Consider the following 23,856-nt stretch of genomic DNA (forward strand, 5'->3'; position numbering starts at 1 on the left):
TGGCCTGGGTGAGGGAAATGGTTTAGCCGATCAGGAAGCGGCGGCTGCCTGTTTTGATCTTGGGATAGCGGGCTTGCAGGTAGGGTTTGTCCTTGAGCATCTGTTCGACGTCCAGAGCAATGTTGTCCTTGGACTTCTTCCAGCTGATATAGCCCTCGGTAAATTCGACACGAGTGGCTGCGCCCATGGCCTGCTGCAGGACTTGCTTGAGCTGCGCCTCGCGCGTCTCTTGCTGAGCAATGCTCTGGCGAACAGACTTGTAGGTGCTGGCCAGTTCTGTGTGTTGACTGAAATCCAGAGTCTGGCCGTTATCCTCGGGATAGAGGCAGCGCAACGCGGCTTCCGCTGAGTCCGTACCATCGGCCGGTGGCGGGGTATCACTGACCACGTAATCCCAGAACAGCCGCTCAAGGTCGACCAGCCGAGCAATCATCGATTCGTCCCGTTCGATGCGATGGATCTCTAGGTGCTGGCCACCCAGCAGTACCGCCACATCCGCCGCCTGCTTACCGGTCACGGCCAACTGGTGCATCACTTGCAACTGCACGTACTCGGGCACGCCCTCTTTCCAGAGGCGGGCACCGTTTATGCCGGCAGTTTTGCATTCAAGGATCTGTACATCGTTGACGCCGATGACCTCACGATCGATGTTGGCCAGCATCCAAGGCAGTTTAGGATCCGGATGCTGCAACACGGCATTGACCCGCCGTACCCGATTGCCGGTGCGCTGGCTGTAATGCGCCGCGACAATTGGCTCGAGGATGTTGCCCCAGTAAGCAGGGCTTTCCTCGTCATGTGGATCGAGCTTGGGCAGTGAGGTATCACGGCCGGTTTTCTCCAGCCATAGCTCCAACTGAGATTTGTAAGGGTTAAGGCCTATGGCAGCGGCTGCATCCGAGCTGCCGATGCCTTGTTTACGCACAGCCAGCCAGTCTTCTCGGGGAAGTTGTTTGGTCCCCACCAGGCGCAAGGCCGGGCGGGGTTTACTGCAGGATTGGTGCAGCGTTTGCGTTTCCATGATGTTTTCCTATGTGGCATAAAAAACGCCCGGCCAGCAGGAGCTGACCAGGCGCTTTAATAGTTGAGGGGTGAGTGGGGCTAGGCGGCGAGTTGCAGCGCTGCGTTCAGTGCGCGCGCTTTGAGGCTTGCACCGGCTCCGAACCACGCAGAGTCCATTCGGTATTCGGTACTCCTGGCGCGTCGCTCGTGATCGACATACTCCGTCACGGCGTTGAGCAAGCCCCACGCAGTTCCTTGAGCTGATTCAAGCGTCGCTCCACGACCTTGGCCTTCGTACAGCCCTTGGACTTTGCGCAGTGCTCGCTCATTCGGAAGTACTTCCGGCAGCTTGCTATTAGGGGCCACATCACACAGCACATTCATGAAGAAGCCCATCGCCTCATGCCACTGCACCTTGCGCTCCGCCAGTGCGCGCATGCGGTACATAAATTCATCCCATTGCGAGACGGCGATGCCCAGTTGTTTCTTTACGGCCTGTGGATCAAAGCGCGTGTTGTGCGGCACCTTGATTGCGCGGGTAGCGCCGTTCAGGGAGATGGTCAGGGTGTTGTTGCAAACTACACGCACGGTGGTCGGGGTCGCGGTGGTGGCCAGCGTGCCGTCACAGGAGGTGGCTAATAGAAGATAGCCATTCACCTGATCGTTCCCCTTCAGCACGGTTGTCTGCCCGGTCCTGGCCAGAGCCCAGAACTTGCGGCCACCTTTGAGTACCCCAGCTGTTTCCAACTCATAGCCGGAGACCTCAGTCAGATCTCTGTAGAACTCCAGCACCTCACGAGGCTGCACGACCTGGTAGCGGTTGGAAACCACCGACAAGGGGGCCTTGGTGTCAGAGCGGTAGAGAACCTTTTGTTCCGGAAAGGAGTGAATCGTGCCTAGGTTGCCGACGGTGTCGGCCTTGAAGTGAACTGGACTTTCCTGAATCTGCCAGTTCATGCCGGCTTCGCGCTGCCAAACTTCCAGCGGTTGTTTTTGCGTCAGGCGGTTACCCAAACCATGCCAAGGGGTAGCGCCAACGTATGCCATTTGTTCGACGAGATGAGCCATGGGAGTAATTCCTTTGGGTGCGTGCTGGCATAAATGCTGCGCACGCGCAGCATTTACCGAAGAATGTTGTAAGAGGATTAGGCTGTTAGGTTGAAGCGATGATTGCAGGCGAGACAAAGGTTGTTGGCGAACACATGGCGATCGAGTTTTTCGCCAAGCTGAGCACCGAGGGCGCAGCCGCCTGCACCTCCAGCGAGCCCGCCGAGGATGGCACCAGAAACTGTGCCGAGGGTGATGCCAAGAGGGCCGGCAATAGCGCCGACAGAGGCGCCCACCTGGCCTGCTGCCAGAGCGACGCACGCACCACGAGCGGCTCCGCCGACGGTTCCAACAGCTGCGCCAATCTTCATGGCTTTTTGTAAAGATGCGATCTTGGGGGAGTTACACAGAGGACAATGCAATGACATGGTTCTGAGCTCCATGGGGTGGATGTCATGGCAGTGATGTAGGACTGAATTTTTTTTGAGTCGAATCGTATTCGGCCTCCATGACGATTAAGTGCAGCAATCGGCCGATTCTGTTGAAAAGTCGGTTTGCCCAAAATGCTCGAATATTGATGGGTGAAAACATCTCTTTCGCACGCTACAACGTGAAATCCGAGTCCGGAAGCCTCTGTTCAAAGCTAGGGTCTCAATTTCAGGCACGTACTTTTCTGCCGTGAAAACCAAGCCGGATTTTTTCAATGGAATCGGCCAGAAGTAGTCATGGAATGACTACAAATTTGAGCGCGATTCAAGGCAGGTACAGCAGACCTTGGTCGGCAGCACCAACTGGAGCTACCGTCTCACGAGCCCTGGGAGATGCAAGGCTGAGGTGGGAGGCTTAATGCCGCCACTGTAGGATGTCCCAGCTGAGGACTTATCGGGAATTGTGAAGGGAATGGCCAAGCCACATGCATCACTATATACGAGATTCAAGCGCTGGTTCCGCAGGCCTAGTAACCCTGCAGGTAACGTCTATTACGCACGGCTAACCACTCCACAGGGTCTTTTTTACAAAATTGGCTTCACGACTAAGGCTAGTCTGGTCGATCGCATGGCGTATGGTGGTCACGGCGATGAAAAACTTATCGATAAAGAGTTTTTCTTCACGCAGCTCGAGGATGCATGGGATGTTGAGCAAACACTGCTGGACCACCTCAGTAAGCATCGCGCTTTTGGAAAGTACAGCAATAACCCGTCCCAGCCTCTAAGCGGAAGGGGGCAGTCTGAGCTCTTCGCGTCCGACATTCTCGGGCTCGATGCTGCTCTTTATGCTCCTCAGGAAGTGACGACACTTGAGGCATGCGAGTACGACTCAAATCAAGCGGCGGACGGATGTTTGGGAATATTCATCGGAATAGTGCTGGCCCCATTTACGCTGGGTTTTTCACTGTTCTTTATCTTTGGCGGGCTCATGGAGTTCATTACGGCTACTAAAAAACGAACGGTAGCGGAGAAGAAGGAAATTGTGCGCAGACCCCGGCCTAAGCATCCTGAGGAAATCCAAGTCCTTATTGATTCGCTGAGTGAGTTGAATATTCCAGCTAGCGCACAGGAGAAAACAGAAGCTTGATCCGCTTCCATGCTGCATCGCGGGCCTTCGAGAGTGACCGATATTGGCCGATTCTGTTGAAAAAGTAAGTCCTTCCAGACTGCCCGCATGCTGACGGCTGAAAACGCCTTTTTTAGCGCGCAGTTACGCGAAATCTGAGCCGGAGTACTCTGCTCAAAGTAAAAATTTCAATTTCAAGTGCGTACTTTTCTGCCGTGGAGACTATGGCCGACTGTTTTCAACAGAATCGGCCGATTGCTGCCTGTCAGGAAGGGCAGAAAATGGCCAGAAGCAGCAGTTCGCGACGAGCAGCTCTGGTAACCCATAACTACAACAACCCTAACGCTACGCGCCGAGTGACCCAGGCACCTCCCAGAGCCGATTCCGCCGGTAGGATACAGGTTGGCCCCTATCAACCGTGGCGGACGAGTCGAAGAGCGCGAGCGACTGATTCGGACCGAGAAAATACCGGCCCAACACCGGCACCGCTGAGCAACTGCCCTACTAACGGAACGAGCTCGAACAGATCAGGAGAACAACTCGATGGACCACACACTTTTCGAGCGCTACTCACCTGCCATCCGCAGGCTCGGCACGGCGGGCGCCAACAGTCCCGAGCTCGTGATTGAAAACACAGGCAGAGACATCCTCAGGTACATCCCTTTCGAACACGTCAACGCTGATGCCAAGTTGGTCATCGTGGGCATCACCCCAGGCCCCAACCAGCTGCGATTGGCGTACGGCGAAGTCCAGCGACTAATGGCCGTTGGCATCCCGACTGCAACGCTGCTTCATGAAGTGAAAAAACTTGGTGCATTCGGTGGCAGCGCCATGCGCCCAAACTTGCTGCGCTATCTGCGGCACTTCAAGTTCGACAAGATCCTGCGCATTCCAGATGTAGAGTCCCTGTGGGAAGAAAACGCCGGCTTGTTCCACGGAACCTCGGTCATACCTCACGCGGCCTTTACAACAACGCCTGAGGGCGGCGAATCCATGTTTGCGGGCTCATTTGCCTACCTGATGGCTTCCCCTTTATTTCGAGAGTGCTTCATGGACTGCTTCGTCTCCACACTCCGCGAAATTAACCCAGACGCCCTGTATATCGGCCTGGGCGATTGCCCCGAAGACGCGTTGCAATGGTGCGTCGATAACGGGTATCTGCACGCCCGGCAGTTTCTGGGTTCTTTCTGCCATCCTTCAACAAGTGGCGGCAGCGCACCGAGTGTGTATATCAGAGAGAAAACACTCAGTGACCTGAAGCCAGCAGACCCTGTACGTCACAGAGTTGCGAAACTCGATCGGGCCTATGCGCGAATGGCTGGCGCAACTGCGTTGCTTCTGGGCGGCGCTGCGCCAATGTCGGAACCGCCAGGCGCCGTCCCTCTACCGGACAGTATCCAAGCTGCCCTTGCTCCACCGCTTCCGGCCAAGCCAGCCCGCAAGACCGTAGCTGTCCCATGCGATGAATTCACCAATAAGGTGATCAAGCTGATTGAGCAGAGCGGATATGTGCTCGTCAGGGAGAGCAAATACCTCGCAGAGTTTTGCGCTGCCGGCCAGACGGTTTATTTATTGAAAGCAAGGACCCGCATCAACAACATCTGTCTGATGGTTCACCCCAATATCATCAGGGGGCACTTGGTAGTTCTGCTGGCGGAAATCGCCGTCAGCACAGGCCATCGACACCACTCAAGCATGTCGAAGTTTCCATCGAAATTGCATAATGGCAAGCAACCCATCACTTATGGCTGGCTTGTGAGCATTGGCGGCCTGGCAGACGTCAGTGCTGTGGTGGAAGGCCTGCTTGAAATTAAACCGGCTACAAGCTGAATTGTCGTTGTCCAAATGAGCCGAAGTTTGCGCTCGGCAGACCCTCAATCTGTTATGGAAGAACACAATGAGCGAACACATCTGCGCGCGTTTCCCTACCCCGAATTTCGACCGACTGCTGGAAATCTTGCGACTCAAAGGCGCGAAGGTATTCAAGACCGGTTCCAGTTCAACTATCTTCGAGACGGGTGACAGTTTGCTGAGGCTAACCCTGCAAGGCAGTGGCCATAACTTCCTGGCGCAACAATCGGCTGCGGGTAACCCAAACGTTGTCAGGGTACTGCACAACTATGGTGCGGTGGCGTTATCGGACACCTACGAGTCTGGTCCTGAGGTAGAGTTCTACTGGCTTGCGCAGGTCGAGCGCCTGGTTGATATTGAAGTGGGCAGCGAGCCTGTTATTGAGGCTTGGCTTGCGCGATTCGATGAAGAGGGGCAGCCTGGCTCGAGGGACTTACCCGTTGTTGCACAGCAATGTCGTGAACTGGCGCGCGCTCACAGGCAGTATGCTGGGTTGATGGAAACGCTGGCGCTGGCGGCTGAGTTTCGGGGGATTGAGTCGATGGACCTGCGGCTGAGTAACTGCATGCGACGGCCTTTGACCGGGGAGTTGGTTTGGACGGATCCGTTAGATGATTGTTTCTACGAACCAGACACCAATGTGGAAATTTCACTGGATGTACTCTTCGCGCTTCTCAAATGACGGGTGATCTAATCCATACACACGTTTTCGGGCCACTTCTTGCCAGACCTATGTGACCAACTTTTTAATGAATTTTGGCTCTTCTCAGTGAACATATGCTCAGCTCCATCTGGCACGCTGAATCTCCTCTGATTTTCTAGCTGCTGCGACAGGGAGCTTTGGGTCGTCATTAGCCGGTCGTGGCAGATTGAGATCGACCCAAATGGACGGTAGTTAGGGATTGGGCACCAAGCTTTGCGGGAGCGGGCTTGCACGCGATGGCATCATCCCAGTGGTTCGCAGTGTAATCCTGCTCATGCCGTAGATGCTGAACCGTCGCTCCTGGCTGTGGATTCATCGGGCGACATCGCTGCAGGGTTATCACCCGTCGTTGCGCTTAATGGATAGCGCAGATAACGCTTGCTTCACCGTCACCCTAGTCGATGGTGAAAACCCTTTGATAATGGCATTGCAGTGCCGCCAGCATAGCAGCCTGATGAGCATCGGCCGCGACCTCTCCCCACGTTTCCTTCGAATAGATCAAGTCCATTTTCAGGGAGTCAGGCCGCTTCTCGTACGCCCGCTTGTTGAGGAATCGCTGGCGCTTTTCGTTGTAGGGCAGATTACCGTACTCCGAGTTGATACTGCGCGAGACAAGCGCAAGATTGCCAAAGCGGTCCAGCCAATCCCGCGAGACCGTGTTGGTATCGATCGCCTGTGGGGTCTGCGGCGAAATATGCTCCACCGAGTTCTTCGCGGTGAAACGGAAATTGCCCCAGAACTCATGATCACGTTGCTGTTCATACCAAAGCACGAAGTCCAGTTTATAGAACCAGTAATGCGCAAATCTGACGCCATGGTCCTCCGTCAGCACAGCGTCGAACTGCAGCGCCGAAGCGGTACGCCAGGGATCGTCCATGAACCGGCGGCTACGTACGACCAGCGAAGCATCCGTCACTTCTCCAAGCAGCTGGTTATCCAGATGGCATAGGAAGCCATAGTACCGCTCGATTTCACCGCCACCACCCCGCACGGTGTGCGCATGCTTGTGGATAAAATACAGGAAGGGGGTCAGCCAGTAATGGGTGGTGATTTCCTGCGAGTGATACAGCATGCTCTGCAGCAACGATAGGCCCTGGTGCACGGCATTGTCGCGACTGCGATTGATGTAACGCTTGTCTTCACTGGCGGAAATCGATGTGTGGCAGACCTGATGGATTTCGTCATCGCCCTGATCGACCCACTTGATCACATACTCGTCCCACAGCACACGCATGCGCCAGAGCAGATCAATGAACCCTTGCGCCCTTGCCACACGCTGCGCCGAATCCGCTGGCGTTAGCAAGTGAGCTTCAAACAGGGCGAGCAGCTGCCGATCTAGCACACGCGGCAGATCTGCCTGCCCTTGCTCCTTCAGCCAGATACGCAACACATGCAGCAAGAAGAGTGGAAAGCCGATGATGCTCCGCGCCCAGGGGGCTTCTCCGTCATCCTCGGTGATGGCTGCCGGAGCCGCACCGATATCGGTAACAGAGCAGTCAACGATGGCTTGCAAGGTCAGGCGGTCGTAGCCATCCGTTTGCGCGGAGTTGGTCTTTCGATCGAGCAACCCGTGTACGGCGCCTGCATGGAGCAGTTGCCCCTTGTTATAGAGATCCCCCAGTCGGTGCGCCTCCAGCTGGGTTTCCAGACACAGATTGCGCTCGACAAAGCCACTCATGTCGGCACAGGCATTCCACAATGCCGCGAAACGGAAACGGCTTTCCGCGGGGATGTCCTGCAGCAACCTAGCCTTGAGGATCTCGTGGTGCTGTAGCTGGATACCACGGTTGTTGATGACTTCGAACAGCTTGTTCAGGTCCATCCCCTCAGGCACTTGCGTGAGCACGAGCGATACATTGCGATACACAAAGCTGGCCAGCGCCTTGAGATATTCATCATCAACAGGCCCGCCGTCCGCACGCTTGTAGGTCTGCGCGAAGGAGGCCATCAATTGCTGAGCCTCTCTCATGCTCTGAGTGTCGATGATTTCGCTGCTCGTCGCTTTCCCCCCCGGCATCATGCTGGCAAGGAAGTCGTTCACCTGCTCCCGGATTGAGAAGTGCAGACGCGGAATCGTCCCTTCCTTCAGCACAACCCTACTGAAGTCCTCCATCACCTGGCTCCATACCGGCACCGTGCTGAGCATCCACAACGTGGTGAAACGCTGCTGGCCGTCGATCAGGTCGAAGCGGCGCATGCCCTGATTGCGATCTTCATCGGTGGTTTTTTCCACCAACAGCGTGCCGCCCAGGAAGAACTGCGTGTCGCCTCGATCGAAAGCATTGGCGATGTCTGTCAGCAGTGTTTTGATCTGCTCATCACCCCACACATACAGGCGCTGGTAGATCGGCACATTGAAACACCACGCAGCGTCTTTCCTGTTGGCCAGCTGTTGCAGAGTGCAGAGGCTGGAATCAATGCTCATGGCGACCTCCATGGGAGGCTTTAAGAAACACCTCAAGCCATTGCGATTTGTCCGCAAGGTTGCGGCATTCAGGATCCGCCTGCACCTTGTAGAACGCCAGAACAGCCCGTTTGTATCGACCTTGCACACCATTCCCCACTTCAATCGTTTCATCGGCATACAACGATGCCACGGCGTGTTGGCGCTTTTGAAGAAAGTCCAGCACCTGTTTAGGATGGTAGCTTTGTGCGATCACATCCAGCAGGTTTAGCTCGGCCAACCTGAAGAAGTTGGCGGCGGTTTCCTGCTTGACCTGTTTTTTCTCCAGGCGAATTGCGCCCAGCAGAAACTCCAGGCGTAAGGCAAACGCGGTCAGTTGCTCGACTTCGAACTGATCCATGTACACCAGGCTGCAGAGCATGAAAATTTCGCGCAGATACTCCTGGTTGTTGCACAGCAGCTGTCGATATATCGCGCGGAAAAAACTCACCTGCGCGCACGGCGCAGTATCGTTCATCAGCCTCTGCAACAGGGCGGCATACTTGTCTGCGTAGAGAAAGAAGCCCACGCCCTCATGAATGGGCTGGCGCAGTGCCATCGGCAAGTTCGCGGGGTTGTGGCTGATGCGCAGTTGACTGCCGTGCAGTACGTGCTCTCCGTCGCCCGTCAGCGTCAACGCAGTTGCCAGCCGATTGTGTCGGGTGGCGTAGAGCGGCACGCTGTCGACGCTGCTGCGGGTGTCCGCAGCGTGGTTCCATGTGTCGCACTGGAACTCGGTCAGCAGCGTCTCGTGTCTGCCCGCTGGAGTTTGCGCACCGCGCCAACGCCGCGCACGCCAGAGAAAACGATTGAACAGGTTGGGGGCAAAATCCTGGCCGGGCGACAGTATCGCGGGTTGACGTTGCAGCGCCTCCCAGCGCTCGGCGCAGTGCTGCTGCAGGGCTGTCTTCAGATCGCCCTCAGCGTCTGCGTGATCGATCGCACGCAGGTGATAGGCCTTGAGCAGGTCGGTGGCCCGCAGAGGCACGCCGCGATTGTTCTGGGTATCGAAAAAGGTGAAAGCAAGGTCGCTGCTGTCCACCTCGATCACCGTCAGACGAAGCTTTCCGATGATCTCCGGTGCAATCGGCTCTTGCTGCTTCAACGCCTGAATCCCTTCACGGATATGTCGTGCGGACTGCCCCGAATAGCTGAGCACCTGGCCCGCTGGCAGTGCACCGGTCGCTCGGTGATACAGCAGCGACAACGCCGTGATGCGCTGCTGACCATCGATGATGAACCTTCTCGATTGGTGCACATCGCGATGCAGCAATACCGCGCCAATGTAGTAAGGCAAGGTTTTGTCCGGCTGGCCTGCGAACTCTGCGAGATCACTGGTCAGTTGCAACAGCTTGTCCGGGCCCCACACGAAGCCGCGCTGATAACTGTCCAGTGCCAATGGCCAACCTACCTTTAGCAGATCGTCGAATGCCAGGGTTCTGACCCGGACAGGAGATTCATGCGTCATTTATCGGCTCCCCTGCTCAGCTCTCTTCCCAGCGTTTGCGCAACGTCCTGATCCGGGCATCCCCCCGCAGCGCACGCCGATCCGGTCCACAGAGCGCGACCGAACCTTCCGGTAGACCAAAGACTTCCTCGATGGCTGCCCGAATGCTGCTGACCTTCGCATCCGAACGTGCGGCCCGATAGCGCGCCGCCCTTCGCTCGGCAGTGGCCACGGCCTGGTCTGCACCCTGCTCATCCTCGGCATCTGGTTCCTCGACATCCCAGTCCTCGTCCTCTTCATCCCCCTCAGTAAGTTCCGGATCATCATCGGCCTCTTCGGCCTCAGCGGTCAGGTCAGCCAGGCTCTGACCATTGGAATACCAAGTGCAGGCGTCCTCCTGCTCCCATACCAGCCCATCCTCGACATGAAATGTGCGCAGGGCTATGGAGGACGAAACGTAATCGCTGAACCGCGACTTCACCGCTGGCAACCGCTCGAAGCCAGCGCCCAAGGCCAGTAGAACCTTATTAGGGCCGGCAACCAACAGGAATTCAGACCAGCTCTGCTCACGGAAATTGACGCTGGCAGAAGCGTACATGTAAAGGGTTGCGCGAAGTGATGCGTCCTGTTCGGCCAACTGGGTCAGTACCTGCATCACAGTGCGGTAGATACTAAAGCCCGCATTTTCGACGGAGTGCGAGTCGACCTCGACAGTGGGCAATGGCGACCCTTTGTTGACGAACGAGAGCTCCGATACCGATTTCTTGATCATTGCATTCTTTCCTTGAACAGTTCGTGGGCGGGAACGGGCGCAGTTTGCGCCCAAAGTCCCCGCTTTTTCGCAGTCCCTCTGATCGAGGACGAAGATGTCATGCTCGACAGTGGCAAGTTAGGTGATGAGGATGAACAGCCAGCGGAATCACTTCGTTTGTGATCGCGTGATTGGAAAGTCCCACGACCTAAGAAACAACCGGATAACAAGCATCACTCCATAGCGCTTCCGGGTTATCCAGCATCAGCAAGATAATCACCGGCACCAACTTGCCGAGAAGGTTTGAGCAGTCGCGCAGCTGATCCCGGTTCACACTGCTGTTCCAGGTTGCGCCCCCATGCATGACCTGGTTTCGCAATGTATAAATTCGATTGAACAGAACGCCGAGCACTGCTGGGGTATTGCGGTTGGCCAACGCTTGCTGCGCTGCTCGCCGACCGCTGGCAAAGCGCTCAGTCCACTGTTGCTCGCTGATCTTGCCGTTCTGGTAATCCCAGAAGCTCTGGAACACGTAGGGGTTGTCCAGCAACGCACGAATGCTGCCGGAGAACGCGGACCAGACCAGATTCTCGATCAGGTTGGCCGTGTCGAGCGCGCAGAGTTTGTCCAGGAACGCCTTGAACGTGGATTGCTCGGAAAGGCGGTACTGCTCGTCAATATCGGTGGCGTAGGCCGAGTTGAAGGCGATCCACAGGAAGATAAAACGCCCATCGACATCGTCAGCTTGCTCGGCACGATTGAGCCAACTCAGCGCCCGATGAACACGCAAGGTGAGGTTGGGATGATGACTTTCACGTTCCTGTCGATGACGGGTCTTGAGTGCTTGATGGTCCATGGGGTGCCGATCCTTGAGGTCATGGGCAGTACGTCAACAGATTGGGAGCGTCTGAAAACTTTACATATTTTTGATTAAACCCAGGCATGGGTAGAGAAGTTTCAATCGAGGGCCAGAGAACCTGCTCCATTTGTTTACCTGTACGGACAAACAACATGGACGGGGGCTGTGGTTTTGCTTAGGGTATGGCCATTCGATATTACCTGCAAGGTGGTCTGCATGAAGCGCGAACAGTTCCTGGCGCAACCTGAAGTTGAGTCCTTCATCGCATGGCTCGCAACGAACTTGCCGACGTTGACGTTCAAGCTGCGCTTCAAGGCGAGCAAATTTGTGCCGGGCGGTTTAACCGCTGATGTCCAGGGTTTCGAGCAGATTCTTGAGCAATACCGCTGGAAAGCAAGCAGGCAAGATACCCATCAAAATTCGGTGGATTCACAAACCTGGGCTGAAACTCAACGCTCTCTCGGACAACTTCGCGAGTGGCTGACGAGTGCGGTCAACCGGGGGGACGAACAACAAGCGCTTCAGGCGTGTTTGCAGATTCTTCGTTGGGGTGGTGTCCGGGGAGCCATTCCATTTTTGCACCGGCTGGCCGAAAAGGGCGAGCTGTCGAGCTATCTGCGGAAAATGGCCGGGCTCATGTCGCTCGATGGTGACAATGATCTGAATGATCTCGACGCGATCAGTGTCGAGCGTTTCGATGCTGGCCTGACCAAGATTCACGCCTTGCTTGATCCGTCGGGGTCACCCATCTATGACAGTCGCGTCGGCGCAGCGATAGGCATGCTGTATTCATTGTTTCGCCAGCAATGGACGGGGAGCGGCAAACTTCTGCTGGCGTTCCCGTCCGGAGCCGCTCGTGGCAACCAGATCCGCAACCCGGGAGCATTCTTGAACGGCTTGGCGGCGCCGCAATTTTCGGCGATTGATTATGCCGAATGGGCACGTTGGCAGGTGCGGTTGGGCTGGATTATCCGCGCCCTGCTCGAACGTACTGGCTGGTTTGCCGAACAAGGGGCGCTGCCCGCGCGATGCCACGCCTTCGAGGCCAGCCTGTTTATGCTCGGCTATGACCTGCGGTGCTTTGATGTGACGCTGGCGACTGATCCGAAGGCCGCAGTGCCAGCGAGTGATCCGCAGAAAAGTGAACGTGAAAGCACTGGATGGGTGCCAACCGGGCATCCCTTCAGTCAGGTCCTAAAGGATTATCTGGCCTTCCGCCACAGCGGCTCGCTCGACAATAAAGCGTCCTTCATTGCCTGGCTGTTGGCCAACCCGCGCAACGAGAACCCGCTCACGCGTGCCACAGCGCAGGGCTACTGTTTCGCGTTTTCCATCGATGAATTCGACCTGTTTGGCCGGTCGCTCGAAGAACTCGAACGTATCGTCGTCGGTGGCAAGGATGGGTTGTGCGCTGCATTGGTGAGCGAGACATTGGAACCATTCACCCTGGGTGATGAACGGGCAAGCGTCTGTTTGGTGGATGTGTTGATCACGGGCAATGCGTATCTGCGGGCGACGACTGAAAAGGCACGCATCGGCTACCTCTTGAGCGCCGGATATGCAGGTACCGAGAACTCTGCCAAGACGCTGATGGCGTTGGGGCGCAACGTGGGCAAGCACTTCGGGCTGCTCGATGCAGAACATTTGCCGACGACGTTGTTCGAGCAGTTTTTCGGCGGATGCTCGCTCGACGCCTGACTCACACACGATATTGAATCAGCGTGAAGCGTTCCTGGACGCTTCACCGTACTGGAAGCGACCATGCAAAGCCGAAACGGAATTCAGTTGTACTCTGCCTCAGATATCTGCGGTTTTCTTGAGTGTCAGCACCTCACGGCGCTGGACCTTCAGAACCTTGTAAGCCCTATGGAAAAAGCGGCGGCAAGCGAGCAGAACCGTTTGATCCAGGACAAAGGTCTGGCCCATGAAGCGGCCTTTTTCGAACGGCTGAAAAACCAATACGCCAACGTTGTCGACATTGCCGAGGGCAATCCGAGTTTCGCGCGTCGGGTGGAACTGACCATCCAGGCCATGAAGGCCGGTGCCGATATCATCTTCCAGGCGTCGCTTCAGGAAGGCGCCTTTATTGGCCATGCCGACTTCCTGCGCAAAGTGCCGCGGGCGTCGGCGCTGGGCGACCACAGCTATGAGGTGATCGACACCAAGCTGGCGAAAATGGCGAAGGCCAAGTTCCTTGTGCAGGTTGCGCTTTATTCTCGAATGCTGATCTCGATCCAGGGCATACAACCGCAGTTCATGTACCTCGTACTCGGTGATGCTGCGCGTACCGAGCATGCATTTCGGGTTGCCGACTACGCCGATTATCTGGAGCATGTGCTACAACGTTTCGAAGCGTTCGTGAACAGTGCCGAGCGACCCGTTACCTACCCGGAGCCATGCGGGCATTGTGGGTTCTGCGCCTGGCGTGATCGCTGCGACGAGCAACGACTGCATGACGATCACCTCTCGGCGGTAGCTGGTATCAGCCGTTCGCAAATCCAGAAGTTACAGAGTGCCGGCGTGACCACATTGCACCAGCTGGCGGACAGTACTGACGACCTGCACATTCCAAAACTGCAGACAGAGTCATTGAGCAAGTTGCGGCATCAGGCGCTTTTGCAGTTCCAGGGGCGTTCCAGCGATGTCCCGCTATTCGAACTGCTTCCCGTGTCGGGTGAGCGACGTGGCTTTTATCGGATGCCCAAGGCGGTCGAGGGCGACCTGTTCTTCGATATGGAGGGCAATCCGCTGGAAGAGGGTGGCCTGGAATACCTCTTCGGTCTTTACATAGACGAGGGTGGGCAGCAAATCTTCAAACCCTTTTGGGCGCATACCCGGGATGAAGAAAAGATCGCCTTCGAGCAGTTTATCGACTGGGTCATCGGCCATCTCAAGCGTTACCCCGACGCGCATATTTACCACTACGCCAGCTACGAAGAAACAGCTATTAAGCGACTGATGAGCCAACACGGGACGCGCGAAGCGCAAGTGGACTGGTTGCTGCGCAACGGCAAACTGATCGATCTGTACAAGGTTGTGCGCGAAGCTATCCGGGTGTCGGAGCCCAGCTACTCAATCAAGAATATCGAGCATTTTTACATGGGCCGGCGCGACGGCGACGTGACCAATGCTGGCGCGAGCATCGTGTTTTATGAGCGATGGAAAGAGACCGGCGAGTCGGCATTGCTTGAGCAAATCGAGCGTTATAACGAAGACGACGTGCTGTCCACTTACCTTTTGCGCAACTGGCTGCTGGAGATCAAGCCGTCAAGTGCAGGCGCTTTTCTTGGGACTGAAGCCGAAAGCGAGAAGTCAGTCGTGGAGCAAAAGGAAATCGAGATTCTTCTGGAGAATTATCGCGTTCGTCTGCTGGGTGGTCTGCGAGCTGACGAAGAGGCCATGAGTGACGAGGATCAGGTCACGTTGCTCACCTTCCAGCTACTCGACTTCCACCGCCGTGCCGAGAAGCCAACGTGGTGGCAGCTGTTCAGTCGGCAGGACATGACAACCGAGGAGCTGCTGGAGGATATCGAGAGTCTGGCCGGTTTGCGGCGCACAAACACACCGCCTGAACCGAACAAGAAATCTTTTTTGTATGAGTACAGTTTCGACCCTCAAGAAACCAAAATGCGTACTGGTTCTCAGGGCGTCATTACCGAGTCCCTGGCCAGCGTACAGCTGGTTAATCTGGACCATGACAACGGTCTGGCGACATTCAAGGCTACCGAGAGAAATGCACCGCCTGATTACTTCGACATGATTCCCGGGAGGCCGATCCCGTCTACTTCGCTGCGCAAGGCGTTGTTCCGTTATGCCGACAGCCTCTTGGCCGACGAACAGCGCTTCCAGGCGGTTGCAGACTTTCTACATCGACGCGCTCCGCGGGTGAAGGGCGTCAAGCCGGGTGCGTCACTGCTTGATTCAAGCCTGCCGACGATTGATGCCATCAAGCAGGTGGTGCGAAACCTCGAGCACAGCGTGCTGTTTATTCAGGGGCCGCCAGGTGCAGGCAAGACCTACACCGGCTCGCACGTCATCGTTGATTTGCTCAAGGCGGGCAAGCGCATCGGCGTAACTTCCAATTCGCACCACGCCATCAATAACCTGCTGGCGGCGGTTGAATCTCGTGCGCAAGAAGAGGGATTCACTTTCGCGGGATTAAAAAAGTCCTCGGAGGGCGAAGGCACGGAGTTCACCGGCCGCTGCATCCGTTCCATCGAGGAAAAAAAGGAGTTCATCGATGCCTGGGGGCCGAACATTAACTTGACCGCCGGCACCGCCTGGCTATTTGCCGACCCCGTCTTCACTCAGCAACTGGACTACCTTTTCATCGACGAAGCTGGTCAGGTGAGTGTGGCGAATCTGGTCACGATGGGCCTGGCTGCGCGAAACATCGTCCTGATGGGCGACCAGATGCAATTGTCGCAGCCAGTGCAAGGCGTGCATCCGGGCCGCTCCGGCGATTCCATCCTCGACTATCTGTTGGATGGCACGCCCACAATCGCATCTGATCGTGGGGTGTTCCTGGCGCAAACCTGGCGGATGCACCCCAACGTTTGCTCGTTCATTTCGCAAGCCGTGTACGAAGGGCAGCTGTCTTCGGCACCCGGCACCGAGAGGCGGGTGTTGCTGCTGGATGGTCAGTGCCCGCATATTCCAGGCAGCGGGCTGATGTTTTGCCCTGTGGAACACGATGGCAACAGCCAGAGTTCGGACGAAGAGGCGGCGCAGGTCCAGGCGCTTTATGCGTATTTTTCGCAGCAGCGTTTTATCGATAGCGACGGTGAGGAACACGCGATCGGTGTCGACAACATCCTTGTGGTGGCGCCCTATAACTTGCAGGTTCAAGTGCTCAAACAAGTTCTGCCCGCAGGCGCTCGCGTGGGTACGGTGGATAAATTCCAGGGGCAGGAAGCAGAAATTGTCATCGTGTCGATGGCGACTTCCAACGAAAATTACCTTCCGCGCGACATCGGTTTTCTGTACTCGAAAAACCGTTTGAACGTGGCCGTCAGTCGCGCCAAATCCCTGGCTTGCATCGTCGCCAGTCCAGACCTGACCGCCGTGCGCTGCAAGACGCCACACGAGATGAGCCTGGTCAACGGCTTGTGCATGGCGGTCAGATATGGCACGGTCGATCGCCATGCTTGATCGCCTCGAAGACAGGGCTGAGCTTGGCCTCAGCGACTGGCACCTCTGTGTACTGCTCGATGATGTACAGCCTCTCGATCCGCAGGGGTTGAATCAGCGCGACCTGGCAGGTGACACGCCACTGGACATGGCCTACCGGCTGAACCGCAGCGGCCTGATCGACACGCTGGAGCTACTCGGCGCCCGGGGCAACCCGCAGATTCGAGGCTGGGCCGGCCGGGGCAGCTTTATGCCCCACGACAAGTACATCCACCTGCCTGCGCGATACGGCAATGTCAAAACCCTGCAAGCCCGCTACCGGCTGGGCGCCAGCCTCAATGACCGTGACGGGCTGGGGAACACGCCGCTGCATTGGCTGCTGGTCAACGGCCACTTGAAGGCCGCCCGGTACTTCATCGACCGCTACGTGACGTTCGGCCTTGATCTGGGCGCGAAGAACCACCAGGGCAATACCGTGCGCAATATCGCCCTGCTCAACGGCCATCACTCGCTGGCGCAGCAGCTACTCACGGCTGAAATCGACAACTACATCCGTGCGTTGCGTCTCTGGCGGGAAATGGGCCTCAATCATGCATGAGCCATGGCCTCAGTTCCTTGATGTTGCTGACCACGATCTGCTGAGCCTCAGGGTTGGTGGCCTGGTTTCTTGGGTCGACCTGATAGCGGCGCAATACATACTTAACCAGCGCCTTGCGGCTGGCGACTACCAGTTGTCCATCCGTCATACCGAAATCGGTTTCTATGATTGCCTGCTGCGCTGCGTTCAAGCGGCCATCGGGTGCAAAGATGATGGGCACTTCGGTATTCCAGTCTACGTCCAGCTCACGTGTGTTCTGCGACTCGTCGAGCAAATCCGGCTCGCCCCGCAGGCGGCTCAACACAAAATCGCGGTACTCGCGGTTTTTCTCGCAATATGCGCGCACATGCCAGCGCATCCCGGTGTACACCAGGGTGTGAGGGGCAATCAGGCGGATTTCCACGTTCGGGGTGTTGAGCGAAACGTACTCGGTCTCCAGGCGCAAGCCGTCGCGACAAGCCGCGAGCAGGGGCCGCAGGATTTCTGGCCGAATCGGCCGGTCGGGTACTTCGAGCACTTTGGTGTGGGCGTATGCCAGGGCTAGCCCGTCTATGTGCGGGGCCCGTTCATTGTTTTGGTAAAGCAGGTGCAGATAGGCACTGGCGCTGTCATCGATGAACAGCGGTTTGAACTGCTTGCTCGGTACATAGCCCTTGCGTTGCTTGTCATATGTCAAGTTTCGGGGCGCATGTTCATTGATGTAGGTATTGATGTCCTTAGAGGCTTGCTGCCGGCTGATGCCGAAGCTCTGGATCAAGTGTCCCGTGGTCAGTCGCCCTTCCCACCAGGCGACGGTCTCGATCAAACGATAGCGAAGTGCCAGGTCCCAGCGCACTTGTTCGATGGATTGCTTGCGTTTCATACCCGCTCCATGTGTTTGAATACTTTACCTGTATAAGTCTACATTCTAGACCTGTCGTGAATCACTACATATCGTGTGTCTGTCTTCGGAATACATCGAAGACATGAAAGGATGTGAGCATGACTATGCCGGACGTGGTTTCGACAGGTGCATTGGTGGTGATGGGCGTCATCCTGCTGGTGCTGGTACAGCAGTGTTTGAAGTTGAGCGAGCTTTGGAAAGTGGTCGCGCATTATCAGAAAGATTTGCACTGGGCGCAGATCTGGGAGGCGGAAAACCGCGAACTGCGTTCGGCGTTGCGGGCCGAGCGAGAGCACGTCGCGCAGTTGCAGCGAAAGCTGGAAATCCTGCAGGCGCTGATCCCGGTCGAAGAATAATCCGCAGCATTGCTCTATAGGAGAACCGATTCATGCCGATAAAACCCAGGCCCTTCACGTTTGTGTGTGAAGACTGCCACTGGAAGAAAACCATTGCACCGCGCAGCGATGCATTGATGCCCGGCGACTGGTTCGTCACCTGCCCGAAGTGCGGTAGCACCGCCCTGAAAATGCGTGCGGCGGGCTGGCTTGAGGCAGCCATAGCGGAGCTTATGGCACGACAGGGGCTTTAAGCCGCCGGCGGTTGGCATGAACAACGCGGCTGCGGTAGATCATGGCAATGTGGCATTATTTGTAGATATCTTGATATACCGCAGCCGCACAACGCGCTGTCGTTGGACGATGGCGCCCCAGGAGTTTCAGGTTTATGGATCAAGCAGTGCTGTACATCGATGCACTCGAGGCCGAGTGCAAACGCCTCCAGCTGCAACACACGGAGACTGCGTCACTCAAGCCGCGCATCGCTGCCTGGGGGTTGGTCAAGGCCGGCAAAAGCTCGTTGCTCAATATGCTGAGCGGCCATGTACACCAGGAATATTTCGCCACCGGCGCGGTGCGTACCACTCGCGAGAACCAGCATCTTGAGCTTGAGCACTATGTGCTGGTCGACACACCGGGCCTGGGCATCGACCAGAGCGACAGCGCGCAGGCCATGGAAGGGCTCGATATCGCCGATGTCGTGCTGTTCGTTCACGCGCCTCCGGGGGAGCTGGACGAGGAACAAGTCAACCTTCTGCTCAAACTGCGTGATGTCCATGGCGATGCGCTCGAAAAGCGGCTGGTGCTGGTGTTCAGTCTTCTGGACCTGGATCAGAACGACGCGATGGCGCAGGTACGTGAGCGAATTGAAGGCCAGGTGCTGCGTTGTTTGGGGTTCCAGCCGACGTGCTTTGAAGTCTCCAGCCGCCGGTATCAGCGCGGTGTTGAGTTGGGCCGCGAAGGAATGCAGGCCAAAAGCGGCATTCCCCGCCTGGCCTTGCACCTTGACCAAATGTCGAACGAAATGGCCGCGTCACTCGCGGCGACTCGCCAGCAGCGCCTGGTGCAGCGCCGTGAGGATTTGAGCACAGCGCTTGACCAGGCCATTGAGCGTGAGCAAGTTCTGGCCCAGACACTCTGCGCACCCTACGCCCACACTGCCGGCGCCTTTATCGAGCTGATGAGCAGCGTTCAAAGCAGCTTTTCGGCCAAGACCGCCGAGATCCGCAGAGCCCGCGAAAAGTTGAACCGCCTTTAAGTCAAGGAGACTTGTAATGCCTCTACCCTGGTTGATTGGTGCCGCTGCAGTGGCCGCCGTGACAGCGATCGTCAAGGCGGTGTCTGATGACAGCCCGTCTTCAAGCTCATCCAGCTCTTCAAGCTCCGGTGAGGCCGAGCGCCGCAAGCAGGAACTTGCCGCCAAACGCGAGCGCGAGCAGCAAGGCTTGAAGGATCGGATTTCAAATCTGGAAAAAGACCGCCGCGAGCAATTGAAATCCCAGCTCAACGGCGCCGCGCAAACCCTGGGTCAGCCCGTGAAGGCTATGGCCCCGGCAAAGACGGCGACTCAGCTGGAGCAAGTCGTCGCCAGCCAGCAATCTTCGGACTCAGCTTATGGCGATGCGATGAAGATCATTCTGCGCGCTGACTCGGCGTTCTCCGCGGTGAAAACCAAGCGCTTCCTATCTCAACTCAATGTGCTTGAGACACTGACCGCGCCGCTGGCTGCCCAACAGACGGAGCAGCAGGCCCAGACTCAACTCCGGGAATCGGCGGCGCGAATCAAGCGTCTGCAGCAATTGAAAAACTCGGTGGAGCAGCTTGTATGAACGCCGCAACCCGCGACGAATTGATGGGGGCTTTCGAGCAACTCCAGGCCCAGTTTGAGCAGCAGAAAAGCGACATCCACGTTAAGGATCGTGCGTTCAATTTGCTGCGCCAGGAGTTTATCTCCAGCAACCTCGGGCACACCCAGGCGCTGCTCGGCGCTGTCAGCAGCGACAACCCGTTGCACAAGCTGGCGAAAGGTCTGTCGGAACGTTTGGCGGACCAGTTCGCCGTGTGGCAAAAACAAGTCAAGGTGCGCGCCAAGGGCGCGGAGTTTCGCGAAAACCTCAACGACTCTCTGTTGGTTTTCGTCTACGGCAAGGTCAAGTCCGGCAAGAGCTCACTGGGCAACTATGTCGCCTGGGGTCACAGCGAGCCGACGGCGCAGTTGAAGGCGCAGGCGAAGGTTCAACCGGTGTACTTCTCCGCCGAGCAGACGGCGGTGGATGGCGGCGACAAGCACAAGGAAGCCGAACATAATTTGCAGTTTCGCGTAGGCGCCACCGAAGCGACCAGCTCGATCCAGGGCTTTCGCTTGCCTGGCCTAACCTGGGTCGATTCGCCGGGCTTGCATTCCGTCAACCGGGCCAATGGTGACCTGGCCCGCGAGTATGTCGAACACGCCGATCTGATCCTTTACACCATGAGTTCACAGGCGCCCGGCCGGGCCTCCGATATGGGGGAAATCGGCGAGTTGCTAGCCGACAAGAAGTCATTGATGGTGGTGCTGACCGGCAGCGATACCACCGAGGAAGATGAGGACGACGACGGCACCGCGGTGTGTGAAATCGTCATGAAGTCGGCAAAGGATCGGCAGGCACAAGTCGATTATGTGAACAACGAGTTGCTGAGGCTGGACGACAATGCGCTGAAATACACGCATGTTTTGCCGCTGTCGACACGCTTCGCTGAAACGCACCCGGATCATTTGCCTTCCAGTGGTGTGGGCGACTTGTTCCGGACGCTGAAGACAATCTGTGACAGTGGTGCGCTGCAGCTCAAGCTGGCCACGCCGATGAAAAATCTGCGCAACGCCATCAAAGACACAGCGACGGATCTGGCCCTGGTGGCAGAGCTGGCCAACGACTTCGAGCAGCAGATCCGCGAGCAGGGCAAGGCCATCGAGCAGGAGGTGCGCAACCTGGGTCTGGCGGGCGCCGCGCAGATGAGCCGCTACGTCAACCAACTGTTCGATGCTGGCTACGACGAAAAGATCGAAGGCAAGCTGCGTAACCAACTGGCGTCCGTACTGGGTGACCGCGCTGAGGACGCGTTGAAGCACATCGACAAGACACAACAAGCCGGATTGCGCCGCGCCTTCGACGCGAGCCGCTTAAGCGCCTTGCCTGAATACCGTGAAGTGACTGTTGCCAAGGAATACCGGACCGGCACCGAATCGGGGACCAAGACGGCCTGGGGCACGGGCGGCTCACTGTTGGGCGCCGCGTTGGGGTTTGCCGTGGGAGGCATACCCGGAGCGCTCCTCGGTGCGTCCATTGGCAGTGCTTCCAGTCTTGCCGGTCGCAGTGCCAAGGCTCGCTACGAAACGCACCAAGTGGTGGTCGGCGACAACCTGGAGGAGCAGCGCCAAGCCGCCCTCGACGCCTATGCCAACGCCGTGCCGGCCTTGCTGGCCGAGCACGTCATGGGCCTGTACGAGCCGGTACGCGCCAGCATGCAGCGTTATTGCGAGGTGCTCGTCGCTGAGATTACCCGCTTGAACGACAGACTTGACACTCTCGTGGAGACTCCACAGTCATGACTCAACAACCCCCAATGTCCCACATCCTGTCGCTCTACGACGACGTGGACGAACTGTGTGCCGTGTACAACCCCTCGGCAACACCGGCCATCCGCAAGATGGTGGCGGCCCGGAAGGCCAGTGCTGCTGCGACCATTATGGTCTACGGGGTGTACAACGCCGGCAAAAGCACGCTTATCAATGCGTTGCTCGGCGCCGAGCAGGCGCAGGTTGCCGATACGCCGGAAACCTACAAAATTCAGGGCTACCGTTGGGGCGACTTCGAGATCCTCGATACGCCAGGTATCGACGCACCGCAAGCCCACGAGCAGGTGACGCGCGAGCAGCTGTATGGAGCTGACGTGGTGATATTTGTGGTCAACCCGTTGGGCGTTGTTGAAGAAGAAGCAACGCTTTCGGCGCTGCTGGAGTTGGTCGCGCGTAACAAACAGATCTTTCTGGTGCTCAACCGCAAGAACCCGCTGGAGCCGCTGGAAGCAGAGCGAATCAAGGATCAACTGCGCGAACGCATCCAACAGATGGCCCAGGCGCGTGGGTTGCCACCAGTGTTGCAGGCAATTCCGATCCTGGAGGTCAACGCCCGATCGGCGCTCAAGGCGAAACTTGAGCACAAGGGTAATTTGCTGCAGAACTCGGGCTTTCCGAAGTTCGAAAGTGAACTCAACCAGTTCTTTGCTTCGATAGAGCAGCGTCAGATTGTTGCAGGTGTCGCCACCGATCTGAGCGGTTTCCTGGGTGAGACGCTGGCGCTGTTGGACCAACAGCGCGATCAGGCCTCCAGCGCTCGCATCGACGAGTTCTACGCGCAAATCGCACGGCGTGAGATCGACCTGCGTTCGCTGCTTAAAGCGTCGGTACGAGCGAAGGCGGCCGGGGTGGCCAAGGGCGCGATGTTGGCAATGCACCAGGACGCCGAGGGTGCTCAAACCAAGATCGACGGGCTGATCCGGCGCGCCAACGAACAGGTGTGTGGCGAACTGGATGACGAGCTCAAACGTCTGGCGCTGGATGCGGCGCAACTTTTAGAAGAGATGCTCGATCAGGTCCGCGTGCAGCACCCAGACATGCCGTCTACGGGTGCGTTGAATATCCCCGGCGCCTCAGCTGGCGAACCCGCCGGGGCTACAGGTTCGGCCGTCGATATGAGCTTGCTGGAAGCAGGTGTGCGCCAGGCGGGCGGAGCGCTGAAGACCGAGCACGTGGTGACGGTGATGAAGTTGGGCAAGGAGTGGCTGCCCACTCTGTTCAAGGGTATTGGGCCGATCACCATGGGGAAAATGGCTGAGCAGGTTGTAGGCAAGGTGCTGCCTGCCATCGGTGTCGTCTACCAGGTCGGCAAATTGATCTACACAGCTTTTGCCGGCGACCCGGAACAGCAACGCCTCGAAGAACAGGCTCGCCAAGAGCAGCAGGAGCGTGAGCGGCGCGACCAGGCGATCAAGAGCCTGGGCGACGACATTGCCTGGGAATTTTCGCGCACTCTGACCGAGGTGGTGGAAGCCAATATCAAGAGCAACTTTGCGCTGGTCAATGACAAGCTCAAGGCTTTGCGCGGCAGCCTCAGCCAGACCGAGTGCAAGCTCAGCGAAGACCGCGAACTGCTGGTGCAGTGCCAGGTCACCTTGGACACCTATGTCTGATCACCGCAGGGCATTCCCCTGCAACCG

General features: G+C 57.2%; 20 protein-coding genes. 12 read left to right on the forward strand and 8 right to left on the reverse strand.

Annotated elements, in window-relative coordinates:
• Nucleotides 1–22 precede the first annotated feature (22 nt).
• The 3 genes from HX868_RS21515 to HX868_RS21525 form a co-directional block, all read right to left on the reverse strand.
• On the reverse strand, nt 23–1,018 hold the full coding sequence (locus HX868_RS21515) for a YqaJ viral recombinase family nuclease (protein ID WP_177004310.1): 996 nt from the start codon (nt 1,016–1,018) through the stop codon (nt 23–25).
• An 80-nt stretch (nt 1,019–1,098) separates the two neighbouring features.
• Nucleotides 1,099–2,067 (reverse strand): DUF932 domain-containing protein, encoded by a 969-nt coding sequence (locus tag HX868_RS21520; RefSeq protein WP_177004311.1) that lies wholly within the window; start codon nt 2,065–2,067, stop codon nt 1,099–1,101.
• A gap of 77 nt (nt 2,068–2,144) precedes the next feature.
• On the reverse strand, nt 2,145–2,474 hold the full coding sequence (locus tag HX868_RS21525) for a hypothetical protein (protein WP_177004312.1): 330 nt from the start codon (nt 2,472–2,474) through the stop codon (nt 2,145–2,147).
• 472 nt (nt 2,475–2,946) lie between these two features.
• On the opposite strand from HX868_RS21525, the gene HX868_RS21530 reads away from it, so the two are divergent.
• From HX868_RS21530 to HX868_RS21540, 3 genes are all read left to right on the forward strand, one after another.
• A complete protein-coding gene (locus HX868_RS21530; RefSeq protein WP_177004313.1) occupies nt 2,947–3,621 on the forward strand; it encodes a hypothetical protein in 675 nt (224 codons plus the stop codon).
• Nucleotides 3,622–4,143: 522 nt separating this feature from the next.
• Nucleotides 4,144–5,430: a hypothetical protein gene (locus HX868_RS21535; protein ID WP_177004314.1), complete on the forward strand. Its 1,287-nt coding sequence runs from the start codon at nt 4,144–4,146 to the stop codon at nt 5,428–5,430.
• Nucleotides 5,431–5,497: 67 nt separating this feature from the next.
• Entirely contained in the window at nt 5,498–6,133 is a 636-nt protein-coding gene (locus HX868_RS21540; protein ID WP_150688483.1) for a hypothetical protein, read from the forward strand.
• Between the two features lie 415 nt (nt 6,134–6,548).
• On the opposite strand, the gene HX868_RS21545 is transcribed toward HX868_RS21540, so the two are convergent.
• The 4 genes from HX868_RS21545 to HX868_RS21560 all read right to left on the reverse strand — a co-directional run bounded on the left by HX868_RS21545 (nt 6,549) and on the right by HX868_RS21560 (nt 11,651).
• Entirely contained in the window at nt 6,549–8,579 is a 2,031-nt protein-coding gene (locus HX868_RS21545; protein ID WP_145252462.1) for a DUF262 domain-containing protein, read from the reverse strand.
• Complete coding sequence (locus HX868_RS21550; RefSeq protein WP_177004315.1) at nt 8,569–10,065, reverse strand: DUF262 domain-containing protein; 1,497 nt, start codon at nt 10,063–10,065, stop codon at nt 8,569–8,571. Before HX868_RS21550 ends, HX868_RS21545 begins: the two co-directional genes overlap by 11 nt.
• 16 nt (nt 10,066–10,081) lie before the next feature.
• Nucleotides 10,082–10,816 (reverse strand): hypothetical protein, encoded by a 735-nt coding sequence (locus HX868_RS21555; RefSeq protein ID WP_177004316.1) that lies wholly within the window; start codon nt 10,814–10,816, stop codon nt 10,082–10,084.
• Nucleotides 10,817–11,003: 187 nt separating this feature from the next.
• Nucleotides 11,004–11,651, reverse strand: a complete 648-nt coding sequence (locus HX868_RS21560) for a HEPN domain-containing protein (RefSeq protein ID WP_177004317.1) — start codon at nt 11,649–11,651, stop codon at nt 11,004–11,006.
• 219 nt (nt 11,652–11,870) lie between these two features.
• Here HX868_RS21560 and HX868_RS21565 point away from each other — a divergent pair, with 219 nt between their 5' ends.
• The 3 genes from HX868_RS21565 (at nt 11,871) to HX868_RS21575 (ending at nt 17,382) form a co-directional block, all read left to right on the forward strand.
• Nucleotides 11,871–13,352: a hypothetical protein gene (locus HX868_RS21565; RefSeq protein WP_177004318.1), complete on the forward strand. Its 1,482-nt coding sequence runs from the start codon at nt 11,871–11,873 to the stop codon at nt 13,350–13,352.
• Nucleotides 13,353–13,415: 63 nt separating this feature from the next.
• The gene (locus tag HX868_RS21570; protein ID WP_177004319.1) at nt 13,416–16,805 is read left to right on the forward strand and encodes a TM0106 family RecB-like putative nuclease; all 3,390 of its coding nucleotides are present in this window, start codon (nt 13,416–13,418) and stop codon (nt 16,803–16,805) included.
• On the forward strand, nt 16,780–17,382 hold the full coding sequence (locus HX868_RS21575) for an ankyrin repeat domain-containing protein (RefSeq protein ID WP_103438639.1): 603 nt from the start codon (nt 16,780–16,782) through the stop codon (nt 17,380–17,382). The genes HX868_RS21570 and HX868_RS21575 overlap by 26 nt, the downstream gene beginning before the upstream one ends.
• Here the strand turns inward: HX868_RS21575 and HX868_RS21580 are convergent.
• Nucleotides 17,369–18,244 (reverse strand): BrxR family helix-turn-helix transcriptional regulator, encoded by an 876-nt coding sequence (locus HX868_RS21580; RefSeq protein WP_103438638.1) that lies wholly within the window; start codon nt 18,242–18,244, stop codon nt 17,369–17,371. The two genes, HX868_RS21575 and HX868_RS21580, sit on opposite strands and share 14 nt — an antisense overlap.
• Nucleotides 18,245–18,363: 119 nt before the next feature.
• Between HX868_RS21580 and HX868_RS21585 the strand changes: the two genes are divergently transcribed.
• From HX868_RS21585 to HX868_RS21610, 6 genes are all read left to right on the forward strand, one after another.
• Nucleotides 18,364–18,621 carry a hypothetical protein gene (locus tag HX868_RS21585; RefSeq protein WP_103438637.1) on the forward strand — a complete coding sequence of 86 codons (258 nt, stop codon included), beginning with the start codon at nt 18,364–18,366 and terminating at the stop codon, nt 18,619–18,621.
• A 32-nt stretch (nt 18,622–18,653) separates the two neighbouring features.
• Nucleotides 18,654–18,854, forward strand: a complete 201-nt coding sequence (locus HX868_RS21590) for a hypothetical protein (protein ID WP_103438636.1) — start codon at nt 18,654–18,656, stop codon at nt 18,852–18,854.
• 134 nt (nt 18,855–18,988) lie between these two features.
• Nucleotides 18,989–19,858, forward strand: a complete 870-nt coding sequence (locus HX868_RS21595) for a GTPase (protein ID WP_177004320.1) — start codon at nt 18,989–18,991, stop codon at nt 19,856–19,858.
• A gap of 49 nt (nt 19,859–19,907) precedes the next feature.
• Nucleotides 19,908–20,429 (forward strand): hypothetical protein, encoded by a 522-nt coding sequence (locus HX868_RS21600; protein WP_177004321.1) that lies wholly within the window; start codon nt 19,908–19,910, stop codon nt 20,427–20,429.
• Nucleotides 20,426–22,189 (forward strand): dynamin family protein, encoded by a 1,764-nt coding sequence (locus tag HX868_RS21605; RefSeq protein WP_145252478.1) that lies wholly within the window; start codon nt 20,426–20,428, stop codon nt 22,187–22,189. Before HX868_RS21600 ends, HX868_RS21605 begins: the two co-directional genes overlap by 4 nt.
• Nucleotides 22,186–23,829 carry a GTPase gene (locus HX868_RS21610; protein WP_246355570.1) on the forward strand — a complete coding sequence of 548 codons (1,644 nt, stop codon included), beginning with the start codon at nt 22,186–22,188 and terminating at the stop codon, nt 23,827–23,829. Before HX868_RS21605 ends, HX868_RS21610 begins: the two co-directional genes overlap by 4 nt.
• Nucleotides 23,830–23,856 lie beyond the last annotated feature (27 nt).

This window comes from Pseudomonas reactans, from assembly GCF_013385825.1.
Taxonomy (GTDB): domain Bacteria; phylum Pseudomonadota; class Gammaproteobacteria; order Pseudomonadales; family Pseudomonadaceae; genus Aquipseudomonas; species Aquipseudomonas reactans.

What these genes read in the sequence shown, in the direction of transcription:
- HX868_RS21515 (WP_177004310.1), bottom strand. Translation starts at nt 1,018, where the DNA reads ATGGAAACGCAAACGCTGCACCAATCCTGCAGTAAACCCCGCCCGGCC.
- HX868_RS21520 (WP_177004311.1), bottom strand. Translation starts at nt 2,067, where the DNA reads ATGGCTCATCTCGTCGAACAAATGGCATACGTTGGCGCTACCCCTTGG.
- HX868_RS21525 (WP_177004312.1), bottom strand. Translation starts at nt 2,474, where the DNA reads ATGTCATTGCATTGTCCTCTGTGTAACTCCCCCAAGATCGCATCTTTA.
- HX868_RS21530 (WP_177004313.1), top strand. Translation starts at nt 2,947, where the DNA reads ATGGCCAAGCCACATGCATCACTATATACGAGATTCAAGCGCTGGTTC.
- HX868_RS21535 (WP_177004314.1), top strand. Translation starts at nt 4,144, where the DNA reads ATGGACCACACACTTTTCGAGCGCTACTCACCTGCCATCCGCAGGCTC.
- HX868_RS21540 (WP_150688483.1), top strand. Translation starts at nt 5,498, where the DNA reads ATGAGCGAACACATCTGCGCGCGTTTCCCTACCCCGAATTTCGACCGA.
- HX868_RS21545 (WP_145252462.1), bottom strand. Translation starts at nt 8,579, where the DNA reads ATGAGCATTGATTCCAGCCTCTGCACTCTGCAACAGCTGGCCAACAGG.
- HX868_RS21550 (WP_177004315.1), bottom strand. Translation starts at nt 10,065, where the DNA reads ATGACGCATGAATCTCCTGTCCGGGTCAGAACCCTGGCATTCGACGAT.
- HX868_RS21555 (WP_177004316.1), bottom strand. Translation starts at nt 10,816, where the DNA reads ATGATCAAGAAATCGGTATCGGAGCTCTCGTTCGTCAACAAAGGGTCG.
- HX868_RS21560 (WP_177004317.1), bottom strand. Translation starts at nt 11,651, where the DNA reads ATGGACCATCAAGCACTCAAGACCCGTCATCGACAGGAACGTGAAAGT.
- HX868_RS21565 (WP_177004318.1), top strand. Translation starts at nt 11,871, where the DNA reads ATGAAGCGCGAACAGTTCCTGGCGCAACCTGAAGTTGAGTCCTTCATC.
- HX868_RS21570 (WP_177004319.1), top strand. Translation starts at nt 13,416, where the DNA reads ATGCAAAGCCGAAACGGAATTCAGTTGTACTCTGCCTCAGATATCTGC.
- HX868_RS21575 (WP_103438639.1), top strand. Translation starts at nt 16,780, where the DNA reads ATGGCACGGTCGATCGCCATGCTTGATCGCCTCGAAGACAGGGCTGAG.
- HX868_RS21580 (WP_103438638.1), bottom strand. Translation starts at nt 18,244, where the DNA reads ATGAAACGCAAGCAATCCATCGAACAAGTGCGCTGGGACCTGGCACTT.
- HX868_RS21585 (WP_103438637.1), top strand. Translation starts at nt 18,364, where the DNA reads ATGACTATGCCGGACGTGGTTTCGACAGGTGCATTGGTGGTGATGGGC.
- HX868_RS21590 (WP_103438636.1), top strand. Translation starts at nt 18,654, where the DNA reads ATGCCGATAAAACCCAGGCCCTTCACGTTTGTGTGTGAAGACTGCCAC.
- HX868_RS21595 (WP_177004320.1), top strand. Translation starts at nt 18,989, where the DNA reads ATGGATCAAGCAGTGCTGTACATCGATGCACTCGAGGCCGAGTGCAAA.
- HX868_RS21605 (WP_145252478.1), top strand. Translation starts at nt 20,426, where the DNA reads ATGAACGCCGCAACCCGCGACGAATTGATGGGGGCTTTCGAGCAACTC.
- HX868_RS21610 (WP_246355570.1), top strand. Translation starts at nt 22,186, where the DNA reads ATGACTCAACAACCCCCAATGTCCCACATCCTGTCGCTCTACGACGAC.